This is a genomic window from Allobosea sp. UNC402CLCol, from assembly GCF_000745475.1.
Lineage (GTDB): Bacteria > Pseudomonadota > Alphaproteobacteria > Rhizobiales > Beijerinckiaceae > Allobosea > Allobosea spartocytisi.
Window position 1 is genome coordinate 531,682 of sequence record NZ_KN050692.1, and the last position, 23,522, is coordinate 555,203.

21 protein-coding genes are annotated in these 23,522 nt (G+C 66.9%); 6 read left to right on the forward strand and 15 right to left on the reverse strand.

All coding sequences use genetic code 11. The features are described 5' to 3' along the window. Positions 1-193: 193 nt before the first annotated feature. From GY40_RS25235 to glyA, 10 genes are all read right to left on the reverse strand, one after another. Positions 194-2,350, reverse strand: coding sequence for a sodium-translocating pyrophosphatase (locus GY40_RS25235; protein WP_038368288.1), 2,157 nt, complete (start codon positions 2,348-2,350; stop codon positions 194-196). Positions 2,351-2,561: 211 nt separating this feature from the next. Then, positions 2,562-3,362, reverse strand: a complete 801-nt coding sequence (gene allE, locus GY40_RS25240) for a (S)-ureidoglycine aminohydrolase (protein ID WP_038368291.1) — start codon at positions 3,360-3,362, stop codon at positions 2,562-2,564. 34 nt (positions 3,363-3,396) lie between these two features. Then, positions 3,397-4,602: an MFS transporter gene (locus tag GY40_RS25245; protein ID WP_038368294.1), complete on the reverse strand. Its 1,206-nt coding sequence runs from the start codon at positions 4,600-4,602 to the stop codon at positions 3,397-3,399. 36 nt (positions 4,603-4,638) lie between these two features. Then, positions 4,639-5,634, reverse strand: coding sequence for a thiamine-phosphate kinase (gene thiL / locus GY40_RS25250; RefSeq protein ID WP_038368296.1), 996 nt, complete (start codon positions 5,632-5,634; stop codon positions 4,639-4,641). A gap of 160 nt (positions 5,635-5,794) precedes the next feature. Beyond that, complete coding sequence (gene nusB / locus GY40_RS25255; protein WP_038368298.1) at positions 5,795-6,262, reverse strand: transcription antitermination factor NusB; 468 nt, start codon at positions 6,260-6,262, stop codon at positions 5,795-5,797. Next, positions 6,259-6,783, reverse strand: coding sequence for a 6,7-dimethyl-8-ribityllumazine synthase (gene ribH, locus GY40_RS25260; protein WP_038368300.1), 525 nt, complete (start codon positions 6,781-6,783; stop codon positions 6,259-6,261). The genes nusB and ribH overlap by 4 nt, the downstream gene beginning before the upstream one ends. Positions 6,784-6,969: 186 nt before the next feature. After that, complete coding sequence (locus tag GY40_RS25265; RefSeq protein ID WP_038368303.1) at positions 6,970-7,617, reverse strand: riboflavin synthase; 648 nt, start codon at positions 7,615-7,617, stop codon at positions 6,970-6,972. After that, positions 7,617-8,747 carry a bifunctional diaminohydroxyphosphoribosylaminopyrimidine deaminase/5-amino-6-(5-phosphoribosylamino)uracil reductase RibD gene (gene ribD, locus GY40_RS25270; RefSeq protein ID WP_038368306.1) on the reverse strand — a complete coding sequence of 377 codons (1,131 nt, stop codon included), beginning with the start codon at positions 8,745-8,747 and terminating at the stop codon, positions 7,617-7,619. Before ribD ends, GY40_RS25265 begins: the two co-directional genes overlap by 1 nt. Then, positions 8,740-9,234: a transcriptional regulator NrdR gene (gene nrdR / locus GY40_RS25275; RefSeq protein ID WP_038368308.1), complete on the reverse strand. Its 495-nt coding sequence runs from the start codon at positions 9,232-9,234 to the stop codon at positions 8,740-8,742. Before nrdR ends, ribD begins: the two co-directional genes overlap by 8 nt. Positions 9,235-9,276: 42 nt before the next feature. Beyond that, on the reverse strand, positions 9,277-10,575 hold the full coding sequence (glyA, locus tag GY40_RS25280; RefSeq protein ID WP_038368309.1) for a serine hydroxymethyltransferase: 1,299 nt from the start codon (positions 10,573-10,575) through the stop codon (positions 9,277-9,279). Between the two features lie 278 nt (positions 10,576-10,853). Between glyA and GY40_RS25285 the strand changes: the two genes are divergently transcribed. After that, complete coding sequence (locus GY40_RS25285; RefSeq protein WP_038368843.1) at positions 10,854-12,188, forward strand: hemolysin family protein; 1,335 nt, start codon at positions 10,854-10,856, stop codon at positions 12,186-12,188. A 147-nt stretch (positions 12,189-12,335) separates the two neighbouring features. Here GY40_RS25285 and GY40_RS25290 read toward each other — a convergent pair whose 3' ends face one another. From GY40_RS25290 to GY40_RS27830, 5 genes are all read right to left on the reverse strand, one after another. Further along, positions 12,336-13,580, reverse strand: coding sequence for a L,D-transpeptidase family protein (locus GY40_RS25290; protein WP_051988505.1), 1,245 nt, complete (start codon positions 13,578-13,580; stop codon positions 12,336-12,338). 291 nt (positions 13,581-13,871) lie between these two features. Next, a complete protein-coding gene (locus tag GY40_RS25295) occupies positions 13,872-14,384 on the reverse strand; it encodes a transcriptional regulator LdtR (RefSeq protein ID WP_038368311.1) in 513 nt (170 codons plus the stop codon). A gap of 335 nt (positions 14,385-14,719) precedes the next feature. Further along, positions 14,720-15,160 (reverse strand): DUF6163 family protein, encoded by a 441-nt coding sequence (locus tag GY40_RS25300; protein ID WP_051988506.1) that lies wholly within the window; start codon positions 15,158-15,160, stop codon positions 14,720-14,722. Between the two features lie 2 nt (positions 15,161-15,162). Then, on the reverse strand, positions 15,163-16,218 hold the full coding sequence (locus GY40_RS25305; RefSeq protein WP_038368313.1) for an enoyl-CoA hydratase/isomerase family protein: 1,056 nt from the start codon (positions 16,216-16,218) through the stop codon (positions 15,163-15,165). A gap of 222 nt (positions 16,219-16,440) precedes the next feature. Further along, positions 16,441-18,480, reverse strand: a complete 2,040-nt coding sequence (locus GY40_RS27830; RefSeq protein ID WP_197062820.1) for a putative bifunctional diguanylate cyclase/phosphodiesterase — start codon at positions 18,478-18,480, stop codon at positions 16,441-16,443. 274 nt (positions 18,481-18,754) lie between these two features. On the opposite strand from GY40_RS27830, the gene hemB reads away from it, so the two are divergent. From hemB to GY40_RS25335, 5 genes are all read left to right on the forward strand, one after another. After that, a complete protein-coding gene (gene hemB / locus GY40_RS25315) occupies positions 18,755-19,810 on the forward strand; it encodes a porphobilinogen synthase (RefSeq protein WP_038368314.1) in 1,056 nt (351 codons plus the stop codon). Positions 19,811-19,893: 83 nt separating this feature from the next. Next, a complete protein-coding gene (locus tag GY40_RS25320) occupies positions 19,894-20,265 on the forward strand; it encodes a GatB/YqeY domain-containing protein (protein WP_038368315.1) in 372 nt (123 codons plus the stop codon). Positions 20,266-20,330: 65 nt separating this feature from the next. Beyond that, positions 20,331-21,671, forward strand: a complete 1,341-nt coding sequence (locus tag GY40_RS25325) for a branched-chain amino acid ABC transporter permease (RefSeq protein WP_038368317.1) — start codon at positions 20,331-20,333, stop codon at positions 21,669-21,671. A gap of 74 nt (positions 21,672-21,745) precedes the next feature. Further along, complete coding sequence (locus GY40_RS25330) at positions 21,746-22,990, forward strand: threonine ammonia-lyase (protein WP_038368319.1); 1,245 nt, start codon at positions 21,746-21,748, stop codon at positions 22,988-22,990. Between the two features lie 56 nt (positions 22,991-23,046). Then, the gene (locus GY40_RS25335) at positions 23,047-23,520 is read left to right on the forward strand and encodes an RDD family protein (protein WP_051988508.1); all 474 of its coding nucleotides are present in this window, start codon (positions 23,047-23,049) and stop codon (positions 23,518-23,520) included. The last annotated feature ends 2 nt before the right edge of the window (positions 23,521-23,522 follow it).

The following is a 23,522-nucleotide window of genomic DNA, read 5'->3' on the forward strand; positions in this document are numbered from 1 at the left end:
CCTCCTCGGTCGCGGAGACCATGCCAGCACTTCGCGCCGACAGCATGCGGCAACACTACGCTCCCGGCCGTAGCTTGCGGGCTTGATTCAAGGCGTTGCCGATTTGATTCAATCGGCCGCTGCAAGCCATTGCCCAAAAAGAAGAACCCGCGACTTCCGCCGCGGGCTCCAGATGTTCAGGCGATGCCTGCGCTCAGCTATGCGCCAGGATCGCCAGCAGCAGCAGGGCGATGATGTTGGTGATCTTGATCGCCGGGTTCACGGCGGGGCCCGCCGTGTCCTTGTAGGGGTCGCCGACGGTATCGCCGGTCACCGAGGCCTTGTGCGCGTCCGAGCCCTTCATGTGGCGCACGCCGTCCTTGTCGACGAAGCCGTCCTCGAAGCTCTTCTTGGCGTTGTCCCAGGCGCCGCCGCCCGACGTCATCGAGATCGCGACGAAGATGCCGGTGACGATCACGCCCATCAGCATGGCGCCGACGGCCGCGAAGGCGTTGTTCTTGCCGGCGATCCAGTAGATCACGAAATAGGTCACGATCGGCGCCAGCACCGGCAGGAGCGAGGGCACGATCATCTCCTTGATCGCGGCCTTGGTCAGCAGATCGACGGCGCGGGCGTAATCGGGCCGCTCCGTGCCCTGCATGATGCCGGGCTTCTCGCGGAACTGCCGGCGGACTTCCTCGACCACCGAGCCTGCCGCGCGCCCGACCGCCGTCATGCCCATGCCGCCGAAGAGGAAGGGGATGAGACCGCCGAGCAGCAGGCCGACGACGACATAGGGGTTGGACAGCGAGAAATCGAGCGTGACGCCCTTGAAGTACTGGAAGGCCGTGCTGCCCGCCTTGTTGGCCTCGGTAATGAAGAAGTTGAGGTCCGAGGTGTAGGCGGCGAACAGCACCAGCGCGCCCAGGCCGGCCGAGCCGATGGCATAGCCCTTGGTGACCGCCTTGGTGGTGTTGCCGACCGCGTCGAGCGCGTCGGTGGAGTGGCGGACCTCCTTGGGCAGCCCCGCCATCTCGGCGATGCCGCCGGCATTGTCCGTCACCGGACCGAAGGCATCGAGCGCCACCACGACACCGGCCAGCGCCAGCATGGCCGTGGTCGCGATCGCGATGCCGAACAGGCCGGCGAGGCTGTAGGCCGCGATGATGCCGGCGATGATGACGATGGTCGGCGCCGCCGTCGCCTCCAGCGAGACCGCGAGGCCCTGGATGACGTTGGTGCCGTGGCCGGTCACCGAAGCCTGGGCGATGGAGACGACCGGGCGCTTGCCGGTGCCGGTGTAGTATTCGGTGATGATGACGATGCAGAGCGTCACGGCAAGGCCGACCAGCGCGCAGCCGAAGAGGTTGCCGGAGGTGAAGGTGACGTTCTGGACCGTCGTGAAGCTGGTGGAGAAGCCGCCGAACATGACGTAGTTCACCACCGCGATCGCGCCGACCGAGAGCACGCCGGCCGCGATGAAGCCCTTGTAGAGCGCTCCCATGATCGACTGGTTGGCGCCGAGCTTCACGAAGAAGGTGCCGATGATCGAGGTGACGATGCAGGCCGCGCCGATCGCCATCGGATAGAGCATCATCGTGCCCAGCGCGGGCTGGCCGGCGAAGAAGATCGCGGCGAGCACCATGGTCGCGACCAGCGTCACCGCATAGGTCTCGAACAGGTCGGCGGCCATGCCGGCGCAATCGCCGACATTGTCGCCGACATTGTCGGCGATGGTCGCGGGGTTGCGCGGATCGTCCTCGGGGATGCCGGCCTCGACCTTGCCGACGAGGTCGGCGCCCACATCCGCGCCCTTGGTGAAGATGCCGCCGCCGAGACGGGCGAAGATCGAGATCAGCGAGGCGCCGAAGCCGAGCGCCACCAGCGAGTCGATGACGGTGCGGCTCGAAGGCTCGAAGCCGAGGAAGGAGGTCAGGACGCCGTAATAGACGGCGACGCCGAGCAGCGCGAGGCCGGCGACCAGCATGCCGGTGACCGCGCCGGCCTTGAAGGCGACGTCGAGCCCCTCGCCGAGCGACTGCATCGCCGCCTGCGCCGTGCGGACATTGGCGCGCACCGAGACGTTCATGCCGATGAAGCCGGCGCTGCCCGAAAGCACCGCGCCGATCAGGAAACCGATGCCCACCCACTTGCCGAGCAGCCAGGCCAGCACGACGAAGAGGACGACGCCGACCATGGAAATGGTGAGATATTGGCGCTTGAGATAGGCCTGCGCGCCTTCGGCGACCGCGCCGGAGATCTCCTGCATGCGCTGGTTGCCGGCATCGCGCTTCATGACGTCGCCATAGGCCCAGATGCCGTAAGCAATCGACAGCGCACTCAATACGATGATGAGAAGCAGAGCTGACATTCGGTTTCCTACCTTGAGCTTCCGGGCTGTCGGGAGCGCTGTCGCTCCTCTTTGCAGCGTTGGACGTCAGGCAGCGAAAAAACGGGCCCTGAAGACTAAAAGGCCCGCCTTGCGTCGCCTGTGTCAGGCGAATTTGTGGCAAGTTTCGGCGGTGAGCGCAAACGGCTGCGCTTACAAATTTCGTCGAATGTCAGGTACGGGCGATTCAGGCTCAGAGCGCGACGTCGCGGTTGACGTTCTTGTAGAGCAGGTAGCAGGCGTCGCCATGGCCGGTCGGATAGAATTGCTGGGGGCAAAAGCCGCCCATCCAGATGAAATCCCGCTCCCAGATCTCGTGCCAGTCCTGATCGAGGAAGTAGAGCCCCTGCCCTTCCAGCATGTAGAGGCCGTGTTCCATCACATGGGTTTCGACCGCCGGGAAGCAGACTCCCGGCTTGAACCACATCAGGTTCATCTCGAAATCGAAGCGCATATCGCCATAGGGCAGCAGGAACTGGAAGCCGCGCCCCTCCATGCCGGTATGATTCGTCATCGGCACGGCGTCGCGATGCGACAGGATCGATTCGGGGACAGTGAGGCCGGGCGCCGGCTCGTAGCGTTTGCGCAGCGCCAGCACATCGGCGCGACTGCCCGTGTCGTTGCGCAGCGTGAAGCGCGTGCCGGGCGGCAGATAGGCAAAGCCGCCGGGGCCGAGCGTCCGGCTCTCGCCACCTTCGATGGCGAAGGCGATCTCGCCGGAGAGGACATAGTAGAAATGCTGGATGTCCGGCTCGCCGAAAGGAGCCGGCGTCCCGCCGCCCGGCGCGATTTCGAGCACATATTGCGCAAATCCCGCCCCAAGCACGGGCGCCGCGAGGATGCGGACGACGGTGCTCGCCCAATGCGGCAGGCGGCTGATCAGGACGCCTTCGGGCGGCATGAAGGCATAGTTCCGCTTCACCACGCCGCGGTTATGGCCGATCGCGCCGGGCGGCACGCGGCCGGTGGCAGGCGGAAAGCTGCGGTCGGTCATCCGTTTTCCCCGGCATCGTCAGATCAGGAGGGCTTCAGGCCAGCCCCACGCGCTTCTGCGTGCGCTGCCAGATCACCAAGAGCAAGGCAAGCGCGACCGGCGGAAAGACGAGCCAGTTCACGGTTTCCCAGCCGCCATGACTGAGCAGGCCGCCGGACGAAAACGAGGCAATGGCGACCGAGCCGAAGACGAGGAAGTCGTTGGCCGCCTGCACCTTCACCCGTTCTTCCGGCCGGTAGCAATCCGTCACCAGCGCGGTGGCGCCGATGAAGCCGAAGTTCCAGCCGATGCCGAGCAGCACCAGCGCCAGCCAGAAATGGCCGACGCTGAGGCCCGTCAGGCCGATGATCGCCGCCAGCGCCGTCAGGGCGAGGCCCGTGATCGTCACCGCCTCCTTGCCGAAGCGTTCGATCAGCTTGCCGGTGAAGAAGCTCGGCCCGTACATGCCCAGCACATGCCACTGGATGCCGAGCGCGGCATCACCGACCGAATGGCCGCAGGCGACCATCGCCATGGGCGCCGCCGTCATCACGAAGCTCATCAGCCCGTAGGCCACGAGCGCGGCGATGACCGAGGCAATGAATTTCGGCTGGCGCATGATCTGGCCGAGCGGCCGGCCGAGATCGCTGCGAACCGTCTTCACCGGCGGCGCGTGCAGTTGGGAGACGATGCAGATCGCCAGCAGCGCCAGCGCACCCTGGGCGAGGAAGCTCGCGGCGAAGGGCGCGGATGGTGTCAGGTCTCGGGTCCAGTAGACCGATTGCGGACCGATGATGCCCGCCGCCAGCCCGCCGAGCATGACCCAGGAAATCGCGCGGGGCCGGAAGCTCGCGCTGGCGGTATCGGCGGCGGCGAAGCGATAGCTCTGGACGAAGGCGCCGTAGAGCCCGCAGATGAAGGTGCCGAGGCAAAACAGCCCGAATTGCCGGGAGGCGACGCCGCCGGCCGCCAGGCTCGCTCCCGTGGCCCCGACAAGCGCGCCGATGAGATAGCCGCCGCGCCGGCCGAAACGGCGCATCAGCATCGCCGCCGGAATGACGCCGGCCGCGATGCCGAGCTGCAGCAGGCTGACCGGCACGGTGGCGAAGGTCTTGTCCGCGGCGAGCTGGGCGCCGACGAGGCCGCCGAGCGAGACGATGATCGCCGGATTGGCGCCGCCGAGCGCCTGCGCGCCGGACAGAACGAGCGCATTGCGCTTCGCGAGCCTGTCGCCTTCGGCGACCTGGACATGCTGGTTCATCGCCACGCCATTCCGCGGCGCCGCGGGGCGTCGCTTTCAGAAATGAGAGAAGGAGCCGCGCGTGAAATCCCGCGCCCCGCCCTTCCCGCTGTAACGCACCGCGCCCGCCCCGGAGACGATCCGGCCGATCGGCGTCAGCGGAACCGCATGCTCCGCAGCCGCCGCAATCAGAGAAGAATACTCTCCTTCAGGCGCCGTGCAGAGAATTTCGTAGTCGTCTCCTCCGGTCCAGGCCAGTTCCGCCAGCGCGGGATCGGCCATGAGCGCGGCGCGGGCCGGACCGGACAGCGGAACGGCGTCGAGGTCGATCTCGGCCCCGACCTGGGAGGCCTTCAACATCTTGGCGAGGTCGCCGACGAGCCCGTCCGAGATGTCCATGGCGGCGCTGGCATGACGCTGGAGCGCCTCGGCCAGGGTGGTGCGCGGCTGCGGATGCAGATAGCGGTCGGCCAGGAACCCACGCTGGCCGTCATCCAGCGCGGCGACCCAGCTGGGCTTGTCCGGACCATGCACCTTGAGGCCGAGGGCGCCGTCGCCGATGGAGCCGGAAACGAGCACGACGTCGCCGGGTTTCGCGCCGGCACGGCGGACCATCCGGCCGGCGGGAACCGCACCGAAAGCGGTGATCGAGAGAGTGAGTGGCCCGGAGGTCGAGACGGTATCGCCGCCGATCAGCGGGCAGCCGGCCTGTTGCGCGAGACGGCCGAGGCCTGCAGCAAAGTCCTTCAGCCAGCCTTCGGTCCAGTTGCGCGGCAGGGCGATGGTGAGGACGAAGCCCTCGGGCTTCGCCCCCTTGGCGGCGAGGTCGGAGAGGTTGACGGCAAGCGCCTTCCAGCCGATCGCGGCCGGCGGATCGTCCGGAAAGAAGTGCACGCCGGCGACCAGCGCATCGGCGGTGACGACGACCTCGTAGCCGCGGCCCGGCCGCAGCAGCCCGGCATCGTCGAGGAGGCCGAGGCCGCCCGGCCCGGCCAAAGGCGCGAAATAGCGCTCGATCAGCTCGAATTCGCCGGGGCGCTGGTTATCGGCCATCGTCGACCGGCCTCCAAGGGTTCCGAGCCTGTCCGTCGTCATTCCGGGCAAGCTGCGAAAGCAGCGCCGACCCGGAATCCATCATAGAACGCGACGCCCGACGATGGTTTCCGGATCTCCGCTTCGCTGCGTCCGGAATGACGGCGTAGAGCTCAATGAGCTAAGCCGCCGGAGCGTCGAACTCGTCAGCGCGGAAGTCGCGGGCCATGCGGTCGAGCACGGCGTTGATCATGCCGATCTCGTCGCCGTCATAGAAGGCGCGGGCGACCGCGACATATTCGGAGATGACGGCGCGGGCCGGCACGTCCTTGCGGAAGGCGAGCTCATAGGCGCCGGCACGCAGGACGGCGCGGACGACCGCCTCGACGCGCTTCAGCGGCCAGTCCTTGGCGAGAAGCTCATCGACGGTGCGATCCACCAGCCGCTGCTCGCGCACGACACCACCGAGCAGGTCGCGGAAGAAGGCGATCTCCGCCTTCGGCAACTCGATCTCCTCGACCTCCTGGCCGATCCAGAAAGCCTCGAACTCGGCCATGGCCTCGGTGACGCCGCGGCCGCCGATCTCCATCTCGTAGAGCGCCTGCACAACCGACAGACGCGCGCCGCGCCGCATCTCGGCGCGGCTCATTCCGGTTGCTCCGGATCGGCGGCCTCGGCCAGCGAGCGCTTGTAGCGCAGCACGGCGAGCGCGGCTTCGGCCGCGCCGCCGCCCTTGTCCATCTCGGAGCGGTTGGCGCGGGCCCAGGCCTGCGCCTCGTTCTCGACGGTGAGGATGCCGTTGCCGAGCGGCAGGGCGAAGGCGACCGAGAGGTCCATCAGCGCGCGCGAGCTTTCACCCGCGACGATGTCGTAATGGCCGGTCTCGCCGCGAATGACGGTGCCGAGCGCGACGACGGCCTCGTAAGGGTCGACCGACTCATCGGCGGCGCGCAGGCCGATGACGATCGCCGAGGGAATTTCGAGCGCGCCGGGCACGGTGACCACGTCGACGCGGCAGCCGGCCTTCTCGAGCACGGCAGTGGCGCCCGCCAGCAATTCATCGGCGAGCGTGTCGTAGAAGCGCGCCTCGACCACGAGCACGCGGGCGCCCTCGATGTCGAGCGCGGGAGTTGCGGCCTCGTCGGCCGAGATCTGCCGGGGTCCGGCCATGGTTCTTGTCCTTGTTGCAGTCGACTCCGGTCCAATGACCGGATCACACAGCCCTCATCCTGAGGAGCCATTTCCACAGAAATGGCGTCTCGAAGGATGGTCCAGAGCACGCTGGAACATCCTTCGAGACGCCGCTTCGCGGCTCCTCAGGATGAGGGCTCGAATTCTCGAATTGAGCGCAGGCTCTTACCCCTGCGGGCGCGCCTCCGCAAGCCGCGCGGCATAGCGCGCCATCAGATCGACCTCGACATGGACGGCATCACCCTCCTTGCGTTGCCCCCAGGTGGTGACGGCGAAGGAATGCGGGATCAGCAATACGGTGAAGACGTCGCCCTCGACCGTGTTGATGGTGAGCGAGGTGCCGTCGAGGCAGATCGAGCCCTTGGTCGCGATGAAGCGCGCCAGGCCCTGCGGCGCCCGGATGTGGAAGCGGGCGGTCGCGCCCCAGGGCTCGTCGGGATCGGCTTCGATCGCGTCGATCTTCAGGATGCGGCCGACACCGTCGACATGGCCGACGACGAGATGGCCGCCGAGCTCGTCGCCGACCTTGAGCGAGCGCTCAAGATTGACCAGCGTGCCGGGTTCCCATTCGCCGACCAGCGTCTTGGCCAGCGTCTCGGCCGCCGCCTCGACCTGGAAGATGCAGCCGAGCTCGCCATCCGTGCGCGGCCGGAGCGCCGTGACAGTGAGGCAGACACCGGCGCAGGCGATCGAGGCGCCGATAGCGATACCGTCCGCCTCATAGGGGCAGGCGATGGCGAGGCGCTTGAGGTTCGGCCCCTTGCGCTCGGATTCGACGACCTCGCCGATGGCGGTGACGATGCCGGTGAACATCAGCCTCTCCTCACGAATTGCTCGAAACGATCGCCGCCGATCCATTCGGTTTCGGCGAGGCGGTAAAGATCGGGGTCGGCCAGCAGCCCGGCAAGTCCCGGACGCACGGCAACAATGCCGGGCTGACCCAGCATTTTCGGGGAGGTCGAGACGATGACCTCGTCGGCGAGCCCCGCCAGCGCCAGCTTCTCGCCAATGCGCGGGCCCCCTTCCGAGAACACGCGGGTGATGCCGCGCGTGCCGAGCAGCTTCAGCGCCTCGCCAAGGTCGAGATGACCGTCCGGCGCAGCCGAAACGCGCATGACCTCGACGCCGGCCGCGACCAGCGTGGTTTCCGGCTCGACCGGCGCAGTCTCGGCCGCGATCACCCAGACCGGAACCTCGCGGGCGGTGCGAACGAGCCTCGCCGTCAGCGGCAGCCGCAAATGGGTGTCGAGGATGACCCGCACGGGCGAGCGCTCCGCCATGCCGGGCAGGCGCACCGTCAGTTGCGGATCGTCCGAGAGCACCGAGCCGATACCGAGCATGATCGCGTCGTGATGCGCCCGCTGCAGATGCACCCAGGCCCCGGCCGCCGGACTGGAGACGGCGATCGGCTTGCCCCCTGCCCCGCCGGCATAGCCATCGGCCGTGCGGGCAATCTTGAAGGTCACCATCGGCCGGCCTTGCGTCACCCGTAGGACATGGCCGCGATGGGCGCGCTCTGCCTCCTCCCGCAACACCCCGGTTACGACCTCGATGCCAGCCGTGCGCAGCAATGCATGGCCGAGACCGGCGATGAAGGGATTCGGGTCCGTCATGGCCGAGACGACACGCCTCACGCCGGAGAGAATCGTGTGCTCGACGCAAGGAATGCCGCCGCGCAGCGAACGATGCGAGCAGGGTTCGAGCGTGACATAAAGCGTGCCGCCCATCGATGCGGCGCCCGCCCGCGCGAAGGCCAGGGCCTCGCCATGCGGGCGCCCGCCGGCTTGCGTCAGCCCGCGCGCCACCACGATCGGCCCGTCCGGCGTATCGCGCGTGACGATGGCGCCGACCGAAGGGTTCGGCCAGGTCGCACCGAGATTGCGCGCGCCATAAGCCAGCGCCTGCGCCATGAAGACGCGGTCGACCGCGTCTCGGTCAGTCATCAGCGCGGGGCGGCGGGGCGGAAGCGGCCTCCTCCTCGATGGTGCCGAGCTGGCCGAGCAGCTCCTCGAAGTCCTTGGCCTCGCGGAAGTTCTTGTAGACCGAGGCGAAGCGGACATAGGCGACGTCGTCGAGGCCTTTCAGCCCCTCCATGACCAGTTCGCCGATGGTCGAGCTGGGGATCTCCGCCTCGCCCGAGCTTTCGAGCTGGCGCACGATGCCGTTGACCATGCGCTCGATACGCTCGGGCGCGACCGGGCGCTTGCGCAGCGCATGCGCGATCGAGGTCTCCAGCTTGTCGCGATCGAAAGGCGCGCGACGACCCGAGCGCTTGACCACGGTGAGCTCGCGCAACTGCACGCGCTCGAAGGTGGTGAAGCGGCCGCCGCAATCGGGACAGACCCGGCGGCGGCGGATCGAGGCATGATCGTCGGTGGGACGGGAGTCCTTCACCTGCGTGTCGAGGGAGCCGCAATAGGGACAGCGCATTCCGGTTCGCCAGCCTTTCTCAGAGCCCCTTCGAGACCATCCTCAATAGATCGGGAAGCGCGCGGTGAGCGCCTTGACCTTGGCGGTCACGGCCTGCTCGACGGCGGCGTTGCCGTCCTCGCCATTGGCGGCGAGACCGTCCAGCACCTCGGCGATCAGTTCACCGACCTGCTTGAACTCGGCGATGCCGAAGCCGCGCGAGGTCGCCGCAGGGGTGCCCAGACGGATGCCGGAGGTCGTCATCGGCTTCTCCGGGTCGAAGGGGATGCCGTTCTTGTTGCAGGTGATGTGGGCGCGGCCGAGCGCCGCTTCCGCCGCCTTGCCGGTCAGCTTCTTCGAGCGCAGATCGACCAGCATCAGGTGGTTGTCGGTGCCGCCGGTGACGAGGTCGAAGCCCTTCGCCTTCAGCGTCTCGGCCAGCGCCTTGGCGTTGGCGACGACGGCATGGGCATAGGTCTTGAACTCGGGCTGCAGCGCCTCGAGGAAGGACACCGCCTTGGCCGCGATGACATGCATCAGCGGGCCGCCCTGGATGCCCGGGAAGATCGCCGAGTTGATCTTCTTCGCCAGCGCCTCGTCATTGGTCAGGATCATGCCGCCGCGCGGGCCGCGCAGCGTCTTGTGCGTCGTGGTGGTGACGACATGGGCGTGCGGGAACGGCGAAGGATGCGCGCCACCGGCGACGAGACCGGCGAAATGGGCGATATCGACCATGAAATAGGCGCCGACCTTGTCGGCGATCTCGCGGAAGCGGGCGAAGTCCCAGTGGCGGGCATAGGCCGAGCCACCGGCGACGATGACCTTCGGCTTGTGCTCGACGGCGAGACGCTCCAGCGCGTCATAGTCGATCAGCTGGTCGACGACGCAGACGCCGTAGGAGACGACGTTGAACCATTTGCCGGACTGGTTGACCGGCGCGCCATGGGTCAGGTGCCCGCCGGCGGCGAGATCGAGGCCCATGAAGGTGTCGCCGGGCTGCATCAGGGCCATGAAGACGCCCTGGTTGGCCTGCGAGCCCGAGTTCGGCTGGACATTGGCGAAGCTGCAGCCGAACAGCCGGCAGGCGCGCTCGATGGCGAGCTTCTCGGCGATGTCGACGAACTGGCAGCCGCCATAGTAGCGCCGGCCGGGATAGCCCTCGGCATATTTGTTGGTCATCACCGAGCCCTGCGCCTCGAGCACGGCGCGGGAGACGATGTTCTCGGAGGCGATCAGCTCGATCTCGTCGCGCTGGCGACCGAGCTCCAGATCGATCGCGCGGGCGATCTCGGGATCGGCATCATGCAGCGAGGCGCCGAAGAAGGAGTTCGAGAGGTGCTTGTCGCGCGCGGCTTCGCTCATATCCGGCTCCTGAAGTTCGGCGGCCGGCCACGAACCGGCTCCATCGCCGGCTCCCTATCATGCGGCGGGGGGCTGTCCAAGCGTTTCCCCTTCCCCGAGGCATTGCGCCGCTCGCCGAGGCGCCGCCGCCGCCCGCGAGCGCAGGCTCTAGCCAGCCGCGGCCCCGCCATGTTAGTTGCGAAATATCCGCGTCAGGCGCGGATGCGGCGGCATCCAGCGCGATGCCGCCTTTTTTGTTCTCCGGCGTGGCGACACGCCGCAACCTTCCAGAGGAGATCATGCCTGCGGGCGATGGCAGTAGCAGTTGGGTCGACGTTCTCGGAATCCTGTCGGTCCTCATCCTCGTTGCCGCGAACGGCTTTTTCGTCGCGGCGGAGTTCTCGCTCGTCGCGGTTCGCAAGAGCCGGGTGACGGAGCTGGTCGCGGCAGGCCGCATGAATGCGACCGTCCTTCAGCGCGCGCTCGACAATCTCGACTCCAACCTGGCCGCCACGCAGCTCGGCATCACCATATCCTCGCTCGCCCTGGGCTGGATCGGCGAACCCGCGCTGGCGCATCTCATCGTTCCGCTGCTGGGGTGGCTGCCAGAGGGGCTGATCTCCTTCGGCTCGCATGCCATCGCCGTGGCGATCGCCTTCATCATCATCACGACCCTGCACATCGTGCTGGGCGAGCTCGCGCCGAAAAGCCTCGCACTGCAGCGCAGCGAGGGCACGGCGCTGTGGATCGTGCGCCCGCTCGGGCTGTTCCTGTTCCTGCTGCGGCCGGCTATCGTGACGCTCAACGGGCTCGGCAACCTCGTCCTGCGCGCCTGCGGCCTGCGGCCGGGCGCAGCGGAAGGAGCATTGCACTCGCCCGACGAGCTGAAGCTGCTGGTTCAGGCCAGCCAGGAAGCCGGCATCTTCGAAAGGGCGCAGCAGGAGGTGCTGGTCCGGGCGCTGAACATCGGTGACCTGCGGGTCGCCAACATCATGACGCCTCGCCACGAGATCGAGTGGATCGACGCCGAGGAAACGCGCGAGGACATGATCCGCATCATCCGCGCCTGCCGGCACGAGCAGTTGCTCGTCGGGCGCGGCAGTATCGACGAGCCGCTCGGCATGGTGCTGAAGAAGGATCTTCTCGACCAGTTCCTCGACGGGCAGCCGCTCGACCCCATCGCGGTGATCCGCGAACCGGTGATCGTCCATGAGGCGACATCAGCGGTGAAGATTCTCGAGCTCTTCAAGCGCTCGCCGCTGCGCCTAGCGACGATCGTCGACGAATATGGCAGCCTCCAGGGCATCGTCACGCAAACCGACCTGCTCGAGGCCATCGCCGGCGCCCTGCCCGCCACGGAGGGCGAGGATCCGGACGTCACCGTGCGGGAGGACGGCTCGCTGCTGATCGACGGCATGATGCCGGCGCACGAGGCCCTGAGCCATCTCGGCATCAGGCCGCAATCCGCCGACGGCGATTTTCACACCGTCGCAGGCTTCGCGCTGTTCCAGCTCGGGCATCTGCCCGATGTCGGGGAAAGCTTCGTTTTCGACGGCTGGCGCTTCGAAATCGTCGACCTCGACGGCCGCCGCATCGACAAGCTCCTGGTGCGCCCGGAGTCTGCCCCGCAATAGGCGCGCCTCGTGTTTCGGTCCGGCGTGGCCGCCGGTGCTCCCGCGTCTCCGCGACGCGCGGCCCGGACGATCGAAGCAGGCGAACCAAGCAAAAGCCCGCCGATGAAGATCGGCGGGCTTCGTAGCGATCCGGCGGAGCGCCCGGGATCAGATGTCGTTCTCGCCCTGCAGTGCGGCGACCGGCGCCGGGCCGAGGCCGTCCTTGTTGTAGATGTCGTCGCGGAACTGCACGCCGCCATCCGGCGTCGCCCAGGCCGTGACATAGACCCAATAGCAGGAGACCGGATCGGCGATGCGGGCGTTGACGCGCTGGCCGGAATTGATCGTCTCGTCGATCTTGGCACGGTCCCAGCCGGGGGTGTTCTTGAGCAGCCAGGCGACGTAGTCGCGCACGTTCTGGACGCGCATGCAGCCCGAGGAGACGAAGCGGTAATCGTCGCCGAAGATGCCCTTGGCCGGCGTGTCGTGCATGTAGACGCCGTAGGGGCTGGGAATGTTGATGCGCACGAAGCCGAGCGAGTTGAAGTCACCGCCCGGATCCTGCCGGAAGGTGTAGCGCGTCGCCTCGTCCGAATTCCAGTTGACCTGCGAAGGCGCGATCTCGCCACCGCTGGACGAGATGATGCGGATCTTGTTCTCGGCGAGGTAGTTCGGCTCCTTCCTCATCTTCGGGATGAGGTCCTTCTTGATGATCGAGGCGGGAACCGTCCAGGTCGGGTTGAAATTGACTTCCGGAATCTTGGTCTGGAGCAGCGGCGACTGGCGGTCGATCTTGCCGACGCCGGCAGCATGGCGCGTCGCGACATGGCCGTTCTCGACCGTCTCGACCATCGCAGCCGGGATGTTGGCGACGACATAGCGCCCGCCGAGATTGCCGGACCAGGTGCGCAGGCGCACGACGTTGGTCTCGAGCTGGCGGATGCGGCGGTCGATCGGAACGTTGAGGGCGACGACCGTCGCGCGGTTGATCGCGCCGGTCGTGGAAAGGCCGACCCGGGCCTGGAACTGGCGCACCGCCGCTTCGACATAGGAGTCGTAGACGTTGCTCTCACCGGCATTCTGCTGGAGGTCGCCGGTGATCGAGAGGCGCTGGCGCAGCGCCGCAACGGCGGGGCCCCTGGCGCCGAGGCCCATGCGATCGGGCAACTGCACGGGCTGCCAGCCGCCGCGGGCGGCAAGGTCGCGATAGGCGGCGATCGCCTGCTCCGTCGCCTGCAGCGACTCGGGCGACAGCATCGGCGTCGAGGAGCGCAACACGGCGTTGCGCGGGCCGGCATCGTAATTCTGAAGCCATTCGGCCTGCTGGGCGAAAGCAGGAGCCGCTGCGGTCGAGGCAGCGCCGGAAAGCAGCGCCAGCACAGTCTCGCGGCGTGTCAGGCTCAGTTGCGACATCTCTTCCCTCTTCAACTTCATCCGAACGCGGGCGGCCGGCACGAAAACGCCGCCGGCGGGAGCGGCAGCGCAGCTGATCGGCTCCCATGACGGCGACGGTGTCGTATCACAGTTAAAGAGGCGTGATGAGAGCGGCGAATTTAGGGCATGGCCATGTTTTGCCGCATGCATGGCCATAAAGTCACACTTGACTGCCGGCCGGCATCTCACCGCCGCTGAAACGACCCCGGGCGGCTGGGGTAGCCAGCCGCCCGGTGGGCAATCTCCCGAAAACCCCTGGAAGGACGGCCTTCAGAGCTTGTAGCGGATCTGATCGGTCCAGAAGCGCTCCAGCCGCAGCAGCGCGTTGTTCATGCGCTCGAAGTCATCAGCCGCGATGCCGCCGATCTGCTCGACGGTGCGAACATGCTTGTCGTAGACGCCCTTCACGATGTCGTGCACTTCGGCGCCCTTCTCGGTCAGGCTGATGCGGACCGAGCGGCGGTCGATGCGCGACCGGGCGTGGTGGAGATAGCCGAGCTCGACCAGCTTCTTGACGTTGTAGGAGACGTTCGAGCCGAGATAGTAGCCGCGGGTGCGCAGCTCGCTGGCGGAGAGTTCGGCGTCGCCGATATTATAGAGCAGCAGGGCCTGCACGCTGTTGACGTCGTCGCGACCGCGGCGCTCGAACTCATCCTTGATGACGTCGAGAAGCCGGCGATGCAGCCGCTCCACCAGGGTGAGCGACTCAAGATAAAGCGGCTTCACATTGAGATCGGCCGCGCTATCCTTGGCAACTACAGAAGTCTTCACGCTCGCTTTCATGGTATTACCCGCCTGTTGTGTGCCGGCCGGAATTTCTCTTCCGGTCCGCTTCTGAAAAACACCATAAGCCTGCCCGGATGAAAACGAGTTTAAATATCAGGATGAATCGGAGATTTACCCCTTTGGGTGAATCGTAAGTGAAGCCAGAAACGCTTAAGCTAAAGCGATTCTTACCATGACTCGCGGCAATTGCGCGGTTGCAGGGCGTCAGCGCCCATCGCTTGAAGTCGGCCGGAGGGTCGATATCTGCGCTGAAATCCGAGCCTCATCCTTCGAGACACCGCTTGCGCGGCTCCTCAGGATGAGGGCTCGCTCGACAAGGAGGCCGGAGCGCCCTACTCCGCCTCGTTCTCGGCCGCCCAGGTGACGAGGAAGTAGACCGCGATCAGCGCCATATAGATGCCGACCATCCAGGTCGTCATCGGCACGAAGCGCGGGAAGAAGAAGCTCAACAGGAGTTGGCTCAACGTCGCGAGCAGCCAGAGCACCCCGCCCCAGGTCGAGGTCAGCCACAGCCCCACCGCCGCGACGAGATCGATTACCGCGAAATAGACGATGATCGCCTGGAAACTGAGCAAACGATTCTCGAAGGGCAGCTGGCCGTCGCCCGAAACGCCGAAGATCACCATCCAGGCCATCAGCCCCTTGGCGAGCCAGAGCACCGAGAGCAGCCGCAGGAACCAGACCAGCACGAGCCGCCAGCGGGCCGCATCCTTGGTGCCGCCCTCGCCCGCCTGTTCGCCGCGCAGGGCCTCGACGTCGCCACCCAGACCCAAGCTCAGACCTCCAGCTTCAGCTCGGCGGCGCCGAGCGGAGCGAAATAGGCCGCGATCGCGGCAGGCTCGACGGCTTCCAGCGTATCCGGCCGCCAGTGCGGCGCCTGGTCCTTGTCGATCACCACCGCGCGCACGCCTTCATAGAAATCATGGCCATGGGCGATGCGCGAGACGATGCGGAATTCGGTGCGCATCGCCTCGGCGAAATCGAGATCCTTGCCGCGGCGCATCTGCTCATGGGCGATGGCGACGCTGGTCGGCGATTTGGCGGCGATGGTCTGCGCGAGCTTGCCGGCAAAGGCGCTGCCGCCGGTCGCGAGAGCTTTCAGCCGCGCGACGACCTCCAGCGGCGAGGCGGCGGCGAAGGCGTCCGCGATCGTCGCGGCCTCCGCCTGCAACGGGCCGGGCGGCCGGGCGATGGTGAAGCCGGCGAGGATGTCGTCGAGGGCGGCGCGGCTGGTCAGCGCGTCGGCGAGCTCGGCCATGCGGTCGCTGGCGACGCTATGGGTGGCAAGGCCGACCGAAAGTGCGTCGGCCGCACCGATGCGCTCGCCGGTCAAGGCGAGGAAGTGACCGAAGGCGCCGGGCAGGCGCGGCAAGGCATAAGTCGCGCCGACATCGGGGAAGAAGCCGATGCCGACCTCGGGCATGGCGAAGAGATAGCGGTCGCCGGCGATGCGATGGCTGCCATGCAGCGAGATGCCGACACCGCCGCCCATGACGATGCCGTCGATGAGCGCGACATAGGGCTTGGGATAGGTCTTGATGCGGTGATTGAGGATGTATTCCTCGCCCCAGAAGGCGAGCATCTCGTCCTGGCGGCCGGCCTTGCCGCAATCATGCAGCCAGCGGATGTCGCCGCCGGCCGAAAAAGCCTTCTCGCTCGTGCTGATGACGACGACGCGCGTCACCTGCGGATCGTTCTCCCAGGCGTCGAGGGCGCGGGCGAGCTCGCGGACCATGCCGAGGCTGAGCGCGTTCAGCGCCTTCGGCCGGTTGAGGATGACGACGCCGGCCGCGCCGCGGATCTCGCAGATGATGTCCTGGTCCTGCGCCATGATCCGCCCCGGTTACGATGGGCTGCGGTTCTGGAAGGCGGGGGCGAGGTTGTCAACGCGGGGGGTGGTGTAGCGGTGCAAATGTCGGTTTGGGGTGGAAAACGAACGCTGGAGGACCTCCCTGGAAGCCGGCACCCAGCCCCAAGACCTGCCTCGGCTCAAACGGTGCTGCTGGAGCCGGTGAAGGTTGCGTGCTGGCCGGTGGCTCGGATCATTGGTGCGTCAGGAGCGGGTCGAGGGCGAGCGGCCTGCCGGCGACCAATTCCGAATGGTCTTCGGCACCTTCTCCCCTTGCAGAGGCCTTGCATACAAATAGCCTTGAGCGGAATCGCACCCTGTTTCTCGCAAGCGCGCGGCCTGCTCGGCGCTTTCGACCCCTTCTGCCGTCGTATGCATTCCCATGGCGTGGCCGAGGCTCACGATGGCGGCGACAATCGCGGCGTCACTGTCGTCGCTGATCAGGTTCTGCACGAAACTCTGGTCGATCTTGATGTGATCCACGGGGAACTGCTTGAGGTGCAGGAGCGAGGCAAACCCCGTCCCGAAATCGTCCAGAGCGATGGAGACGCCAGCCTCATGCAGTTCGCTCAAGATGGCGGACGCCGTCGCTGTCCTGCGCCCGAGGAACGCCGTTTCGGTCACTTCGACTTCAAAATGCACCGAGGAGACGCGCGCCTCTTCCAGGATGCGGAGAATCCTGTCGGCGAGTTTCGGGTCGGAGATGTCGGCCGAAGACAGATTGACGGCCACCCGGCCGCATTCGAGACCCTGGTCCAGCCATAACCGGACATCGGCGGCAACCTGGCGGATCATCTGCTCGCCCAGCGCAATCGAAATGGCCTGCTCAGAGAACATGGAGCCAAAGTAACCGGGAGTGAGAAGCCCTTTGGTCGGGTGGTTCCACCGCGCGAGGGCCTCGAAGCCGACGATCCGGCCTGTCACCAACGACACTTTCGGCTGGTAGTACGGGACGAACTGCCGCGCAGTGAGCCCTTCACGCACGTCATGTGCGATGGTCACGCGGTGTTCCATCGTCTCGCGGGCGGCGCTGGTATAGACCACGGCCTGGCTGCGCCCCTGCTCCTTGGCGCGATAAAGCGCGATGTCGGCGTCCTTCATCAGTTCGACCGGGTCGCGGTGATGTTCCGGGAAGGTCGCCAGCCCAATGCTGACCGTGGTGGAGAGCGCCCGCCCCTCGTGCTGGAAGGGCGCGCGCAGAGCCTCGACAATTTCCGCAGCCCGGGCGATGGCGTCGCTCCCCGCTGAAATCTCGGCGAGGATAATGGCGAACTCATCGCCCCCGAGGCGTGCCACGGTATCGCCTTCGCCAACGAAGCTCCTGAGCCGAAGGGCCGCTTCCTGAAGGAGGAGGTCTCCGACCGCATGGCCGAGGGTATCGTTGACATCCTTGAAGTCGTCGAGATCGAGCAGCAGCAGGCCCACACCAACCCCGGAGTCCCCCGCATTCTTCAGGGCCTCGTTCAGGCGGACATGGAACAGCGCCCGGTTCGCCAGGCCCGTCAGGGGGTCGTGGTTGGCGGTTCGCCAGATGGCTTCCTCGGCCGCTTTCCGATCGGCGATGTCGAAGGTCAGTCCGATGAGCCGGTTTTCGCCCTTTCGCTCAGCCCTGAGCGACAGCCATGTATGCGTGCCGTCTGGGGACAGGTAGCGCACTTCAGTCGCGCCACTGCCCTCCGATATGACGGTATGCCAGAAAGTCGTCACCCTCTGCCGGTCGTCGGGATGCACCCGATCGATGAAATCGGCCGCCGGTCCCGAAGAAATCCCCAGCAGCACCATGGAATTCTCAGAGCGATCGACCCACAGCGTCTCGAGATCGAGCTCCCAGGCCGCCATCCTGCTCGCTTGCAAAGCCAGCCGCAGGCGCTCCTCGCTCACCCTGATCGCGTTCTCGGCTGCATTGCGGATGGTGATGTCGGTAAAGGTGCGCACCATTCCGCCATTGGGAAGGCGGTTGGTTCGAACCTCCAGCACCGTCCCGTCCGGTCTCTGCCTCTCATAGTCCAGAATTTCGACGTTTATTCCTTCGTATTTGATGGCGCGAAGGAGCGCTTCGGTGACCGTACCGAATTCACCTTGCTCCATCTGCCATCGTTTCACCGCCTCGAACGACGGATGGGACCGCATCAAGTCGGCAGGCAGGCCGAGCAGATCGATCGCGCGCTGATTGCAGACCGCCACATAGCCGTTGGCGTCCACCATCAGAATTCCCTGGTCCACATGCTCCACGACAGCGTTCAACAGAGCGCTGTCCACGGGGAATGCTCGCGTCATGCGCTGAGTGGTCAAGCGTCGGCCCCTCCCCAAGCTAATGCTCAAGCAAGGTATGGCCGCCCACTTTCGAAATACTGAAAGACCGAATTGCCCGGCATCGCTGGCCAGACCGGCATGCTCGCCAGGCTTGCGACCATGCGCCTCTGGTTTGGAATTGTTCCGATGTGATATGAAGCCGGCATGCCGCTGCCGCCCGCTCAAGCCTCGGGCGTGCCGCGACGTCGTCATTTGAGGCATCGCCATGGAATCCCGGGTCGTCAGGCCGTTCCCCCATCCTGAGTCGCGCCAGAGCGAGGCCCAGGCCGTCCCCTCGCTCGGACTGACGCGCCGCATGCGCCGCAACCGCAAGGCCGAGTGGTCGCGACGGCTGGTGCGCGAGACACGGCTGACGACCGACGATCTGATCTGGCCGATCTTCCTGATGGACGGGCAGCAGGCCCGCACGCCGGTGGAATGGATGCCCGGCGTCGACCGGCTGAACATCGACGAGGCCGTCCGGCAGGCGGCCGAGGCGGCGGCACTCGGCATCCCCGCCATCGCCCCCTTCCCCTATGTCGAAAAGGCGCTGCGCGACCCGACGGGCTCCGAGGCGCTGAGCAGCGAAAACCTGATGTGCCGCGCGGTGCGGGCGATCAAGCGGGAGGTGCCGCAGATCGGCATCATCTGCGACGCGGCGCTCGACCCCTACACCTCGCACGGCCATGACGGCGTGATGGATGGCGAGCGCATCCTGAACGATGCCAGCGTCGCGATCCTCGTCCGGCAGGCGCTGGCGCTGGCCGATGCCGGCGCCGACGTGATCGCCCCCTCCGACATGATGGACGGGCGCGTCGGCGCGATCCGCGCCGCGCTCGACACCGCCGGCCAGGAGGACGTGCAGATCATGGCCTATGCGGCCAAATATGCGTCCGCCTTCTACGGCCCGTTCCGGGACGCCATCGGCACCAATGCGACGCTGATCGGCGACAAGCGCACCTACCAGATGGACCCGGCCAACACCGACGAGGCCATCGCCGAGGTCGCGCTCGACCTCGAGGAGGGCGCCGACATGGTGATGATCAAGCCCGGCCTGCCCTATCTCGACGTGGTGGCGCGGGTGAAGGACCAGTTCCGCGTGCCGACCTTCGCCTATCAGGTCTCCGGCGAGTACGCGATGCTGATGGCCGCCGTGCAGAATGGCTGGCTCGACAGCGACAAGGCGATGCTGGAGAGCCTGCTGGCCTTCAAGCGCGCCGGCGCCGACGGCGTGCTGACCTATTTCGCGCCGCGCGTGGCGAAGATGCTGAAGGCGGGCTGAGCTTTCCGGTCCCAGACGATTTCGGCGCGTTCGGTGGTACCGAATGATTTTCCGCTCCGCTCGAAAGCGACGACGGTTTCAGCATGATGACGGATGAAAGCCAGAGCTTCCTGGCGCGACTGAAGGCCGACCTGCGAACGGCGATGCGAGAGCGCAAATCGGTCGAGGTGACGGCACTGCGTGAATTGATCGCTGCGATCGACAATGCCCAGGCCGTTCCAGTCGGCGATCGGCACGACAGCTATGTGTTTCACGCATTCGGCGACAGCGCGGTCGAAGTCCCACGCAAGGTGCTGGGCAAGGACGAGCTGCGCCGTTTGGTCGAAGCCGAAATCCAGAGCCGAAACGACGCAGCGAAGACGTATCGCAGCCTCGGGCGCGACGACAAGGCTCGGGATCTGTCTGATGGAGCACAGACCCTGAATCGATATCTCGATCCACCCGATCTGAGCTAGCGGCACACCCCCCACTCCAAAGCCATGTTTCAAACGGCACGGGCAAGCGCTACCGTTGCCGCCGCATGCGCCCGCTCCTCCTGCCGATTCTGGTTGCCGTCCTCGTGGCCCTCGCCGGTTGCGGCGAAGACTTCGACACCGACCAGACGCGGCTGTGCCGGCAGGCGATCCCGCCGCTCAACCCGCCGGGAGCGCATATCGAGATCGAGCGGATCACAGCCGGCCCGGTGCGACGGGCGCTGCGCCTGCTCTACCGAATGCAGCTCGGCGACGGCGTCGCGCGGCATCGCAGCATCGACTGCCTGTTCGGCACGGACGACAAGGGGCTCGGGCGGCCGACGCTGATCGGCATCGCCTCGGACGGGCAGCCGATGTCGGATGCCAGCTTCTATTTCCTGCGCCGGTTCTATCTCGAGGATCGCAGCGAGCCGCCGCCGGATCCGGCCGCGCCCACGGCGTCGGACCTGCCCGCCGTGCCGGCCGGCCTCGCCTATGGCCTGCAGCAGGCGCTGAGCGGCCTGCCCTCGGCGGCGATCTACGGGCTGCTCGCCGCCGCCTATGCGCTGGTCTACGGGCTGACCGGGCGGATCATCCTGTGCTTCGGCGAATTCGCCGCGCTCGGGGCGCTGGCCTCGGTGGTCGGGGTGGCGCTGCTGCTCTCGCTCGCCGTCTCGACGCCGCTGACGGGGCTCGCCGTCGCCTTCACCGTGGCGATCCTCGTCTCGGCGCTGCACGGTTTCGCCATGGGCCGCTTCGTGCTGCGCCATCTCGAACGCGCCAGCGGCCAGCAGATGCTGATCGCGACGATCGGCCTTTCGATCGCGCTCTCGGAATATCTGCGCCTCGCCCAGGGGCCGCAATTGCGCTGGCTGCCGCCGGTGTTCAACGCTCCCGTGGCGCTCGTCCATGCCGGCGATTTCATCGTGACGCTCAACCCGGTCGCGACCCTCCTGACGCTGATCGGGTTGGGCGCCACGCTCGGGCTGGTGCAGCTCATCCGCCGCACCGCCTATGGCAGGGCCTGGCGGGCGGTCGCCGACGATGAGGGCACGGCGGCGCTGTTCGGCGTCGATGCACGCGCCGTGCGCGACATCGCCGTCATCATCGCCTGCGCGCTCTGCGGCATGGCGGGCGTCATCGTCACGGTGATCTATGGCGGCATGGGCTTCGCCGGCGGCTTCTCGCTCGGCCTCAAGGCGCTGGTCGCGGCCATCCTCGGCGGCATCGGCTCGGTGCCGGGCGCGGCGCTGGGCGGGCTGTTCATCGCCGGCTTCGAGGCGGTCTGGTCGGCGACGCTGCCGATCGAGCAACGCGACCTCGCGGTCTATCTATTGCTCGCCATCGTGCTGATCTGGCGCCCCGGAGGCTTCTTCGGCGACAGCGAATTGACGCCGCGCCAGGTTTGACGACAGCCTGCGGCATCGGCTTCCGTCCGAAAACACATTTGCCTTTCGCCCCCGGACGAGACACGGACCTCATCATGACCGAGACCTTCGCGATCACGCCCGAGGACATCGACGCCGCCGCGGGGCGGATCGCAGGCCATGTCCTGCGCACGCCGCTGGTGCCGGCGCCGCGCCTCTCCGAGCTCACGGGCGCGCAGGTCATGGTCAAGCATGAGAACATGCAGGCGACCGCCTCCTTCAAGGAGCGCGGCGCGGTCAACAAGCTGCTCTCGCTCAGCGAGGCCGAGCGGGCCCGCGGCGTCATCGCCATGTCGGCCGGCAACCATGCCCAGGCGGTGGCCTATCACGCCAAGCGCTTCGGCATCCCGGCGACCATCGTCATGCCCGAGACGACGCCGCTGGTGAAGGTCGAGAACACCCGCGCCCATGGCGCGCGCGTCGTGCTCCATGGCGAGACGCTCTACGAATCCGCGCAGAAGGCACGCGAGCTCGCCGGCGCCGAGCAGCTCGTCTTCGTCCACCCCTATGACGATGCCGCGGTGATGGCGGGCCAGGGCACCGTCGCGCGCGAGATGCTCGCCGACGAGCCCGATCTCGACATGCTGATCATCCCGCTCGGCGGCGGCGGGCTGATGGCCGGCAACGCCGTCGCCGCCAAGGCGATCAAGCCCGGCATCGAGCTGATCGGCGTCGAGGCCGACCTCTACCCCTCCTTCTTCAACGCCGTGAACGGGCAGGACCGCCCCATCGGCGGGGCGACGCTGGCCGAGGGCATCGCGGTCAAGACCGTCGGCCAGATGACGCTGCCGATCGTCTCGAAACTGGTTTCCGACATCGTGCTCGTCGGCGAAGACCTGATCGAGCGCGCCGTCAACGCCTATGCCTGCCTGCAGCACAGCCTGGCGGAAGGCGCCGGCGCGGCCGGGCTCGCGGCGATGCTGAAGGAGCCGGAGCGCTATGCCGGGCGCAAGGTCGGGCTCGTGCTCTGCGGCGGCAACATCGACACCCGCCTGCTCGCCGCGATCATGGTGCGCGAGCTGGAGCGGGAGGACCGTATCGTCGCCTTCCGCCTGACCAGCAGCGACCGGCCCGGCCTGCTCGGCAAGATCGCGAGCCTTCTCGGCAATGAGGGGGCCAATATCCTCGAGGTCAGCCATGGCCGGCTTTTCCTCGACGTGCCGGCGAAAGGCGTCTCGCTCGACGTCACGGTCGAGACGCGCGGCGAGGCACATTCGCGCGCGATCGAGGACATGCTGGCGAAAAATGGCTTCGCGCCCCGGCGCATCCTGCCGCGTGGCCTTGCGGAACCGACGCGCTGATCAAACATTGTTGCCCGGGTGCGCATTCCCGCGCGCCGTCATGAGGATCGAGTTCGATGAGCGATACCCGCTACGGCCAGCCGCCGATCACGGCCCTGGAGCAGCGTCCCTACCAGAACGTCAGCGGCGTCCTGGGCTCGCGGCTCTTCGCCTGGATCATCGACATCGTCGTGCTGTTCTTCCTCGGCTGGCTGGTCTTCCTGCTGCTGGTGGTGCTCGGCCTCGTCACCTTCGGCGCGACCTGGTTCCTGATCCCGGCCGCCGCCTTCGTGACGGCGCTGGGGTATGCGGCCTTGACGGTCGGCGGCCGGCGCCAGTCGACCTGGGGCATGCGCGTCGCCGGCTTGCGGGTCGAGACCGCGGATGGCGGGCGGCCCGACGGCCTCGTCGCGGCGGTGCATGCGCTGTTCTTCTACGTCGCGGCCGGAACGGTGGCGCTGTGGCTCATCGACATCGGCTGCGGCCTCTTTCGCTCCGATCGGCGCCTCGGCCATGACCTGCTGACCGGCCTCGTGGTCGTGCGGGCTTGAGG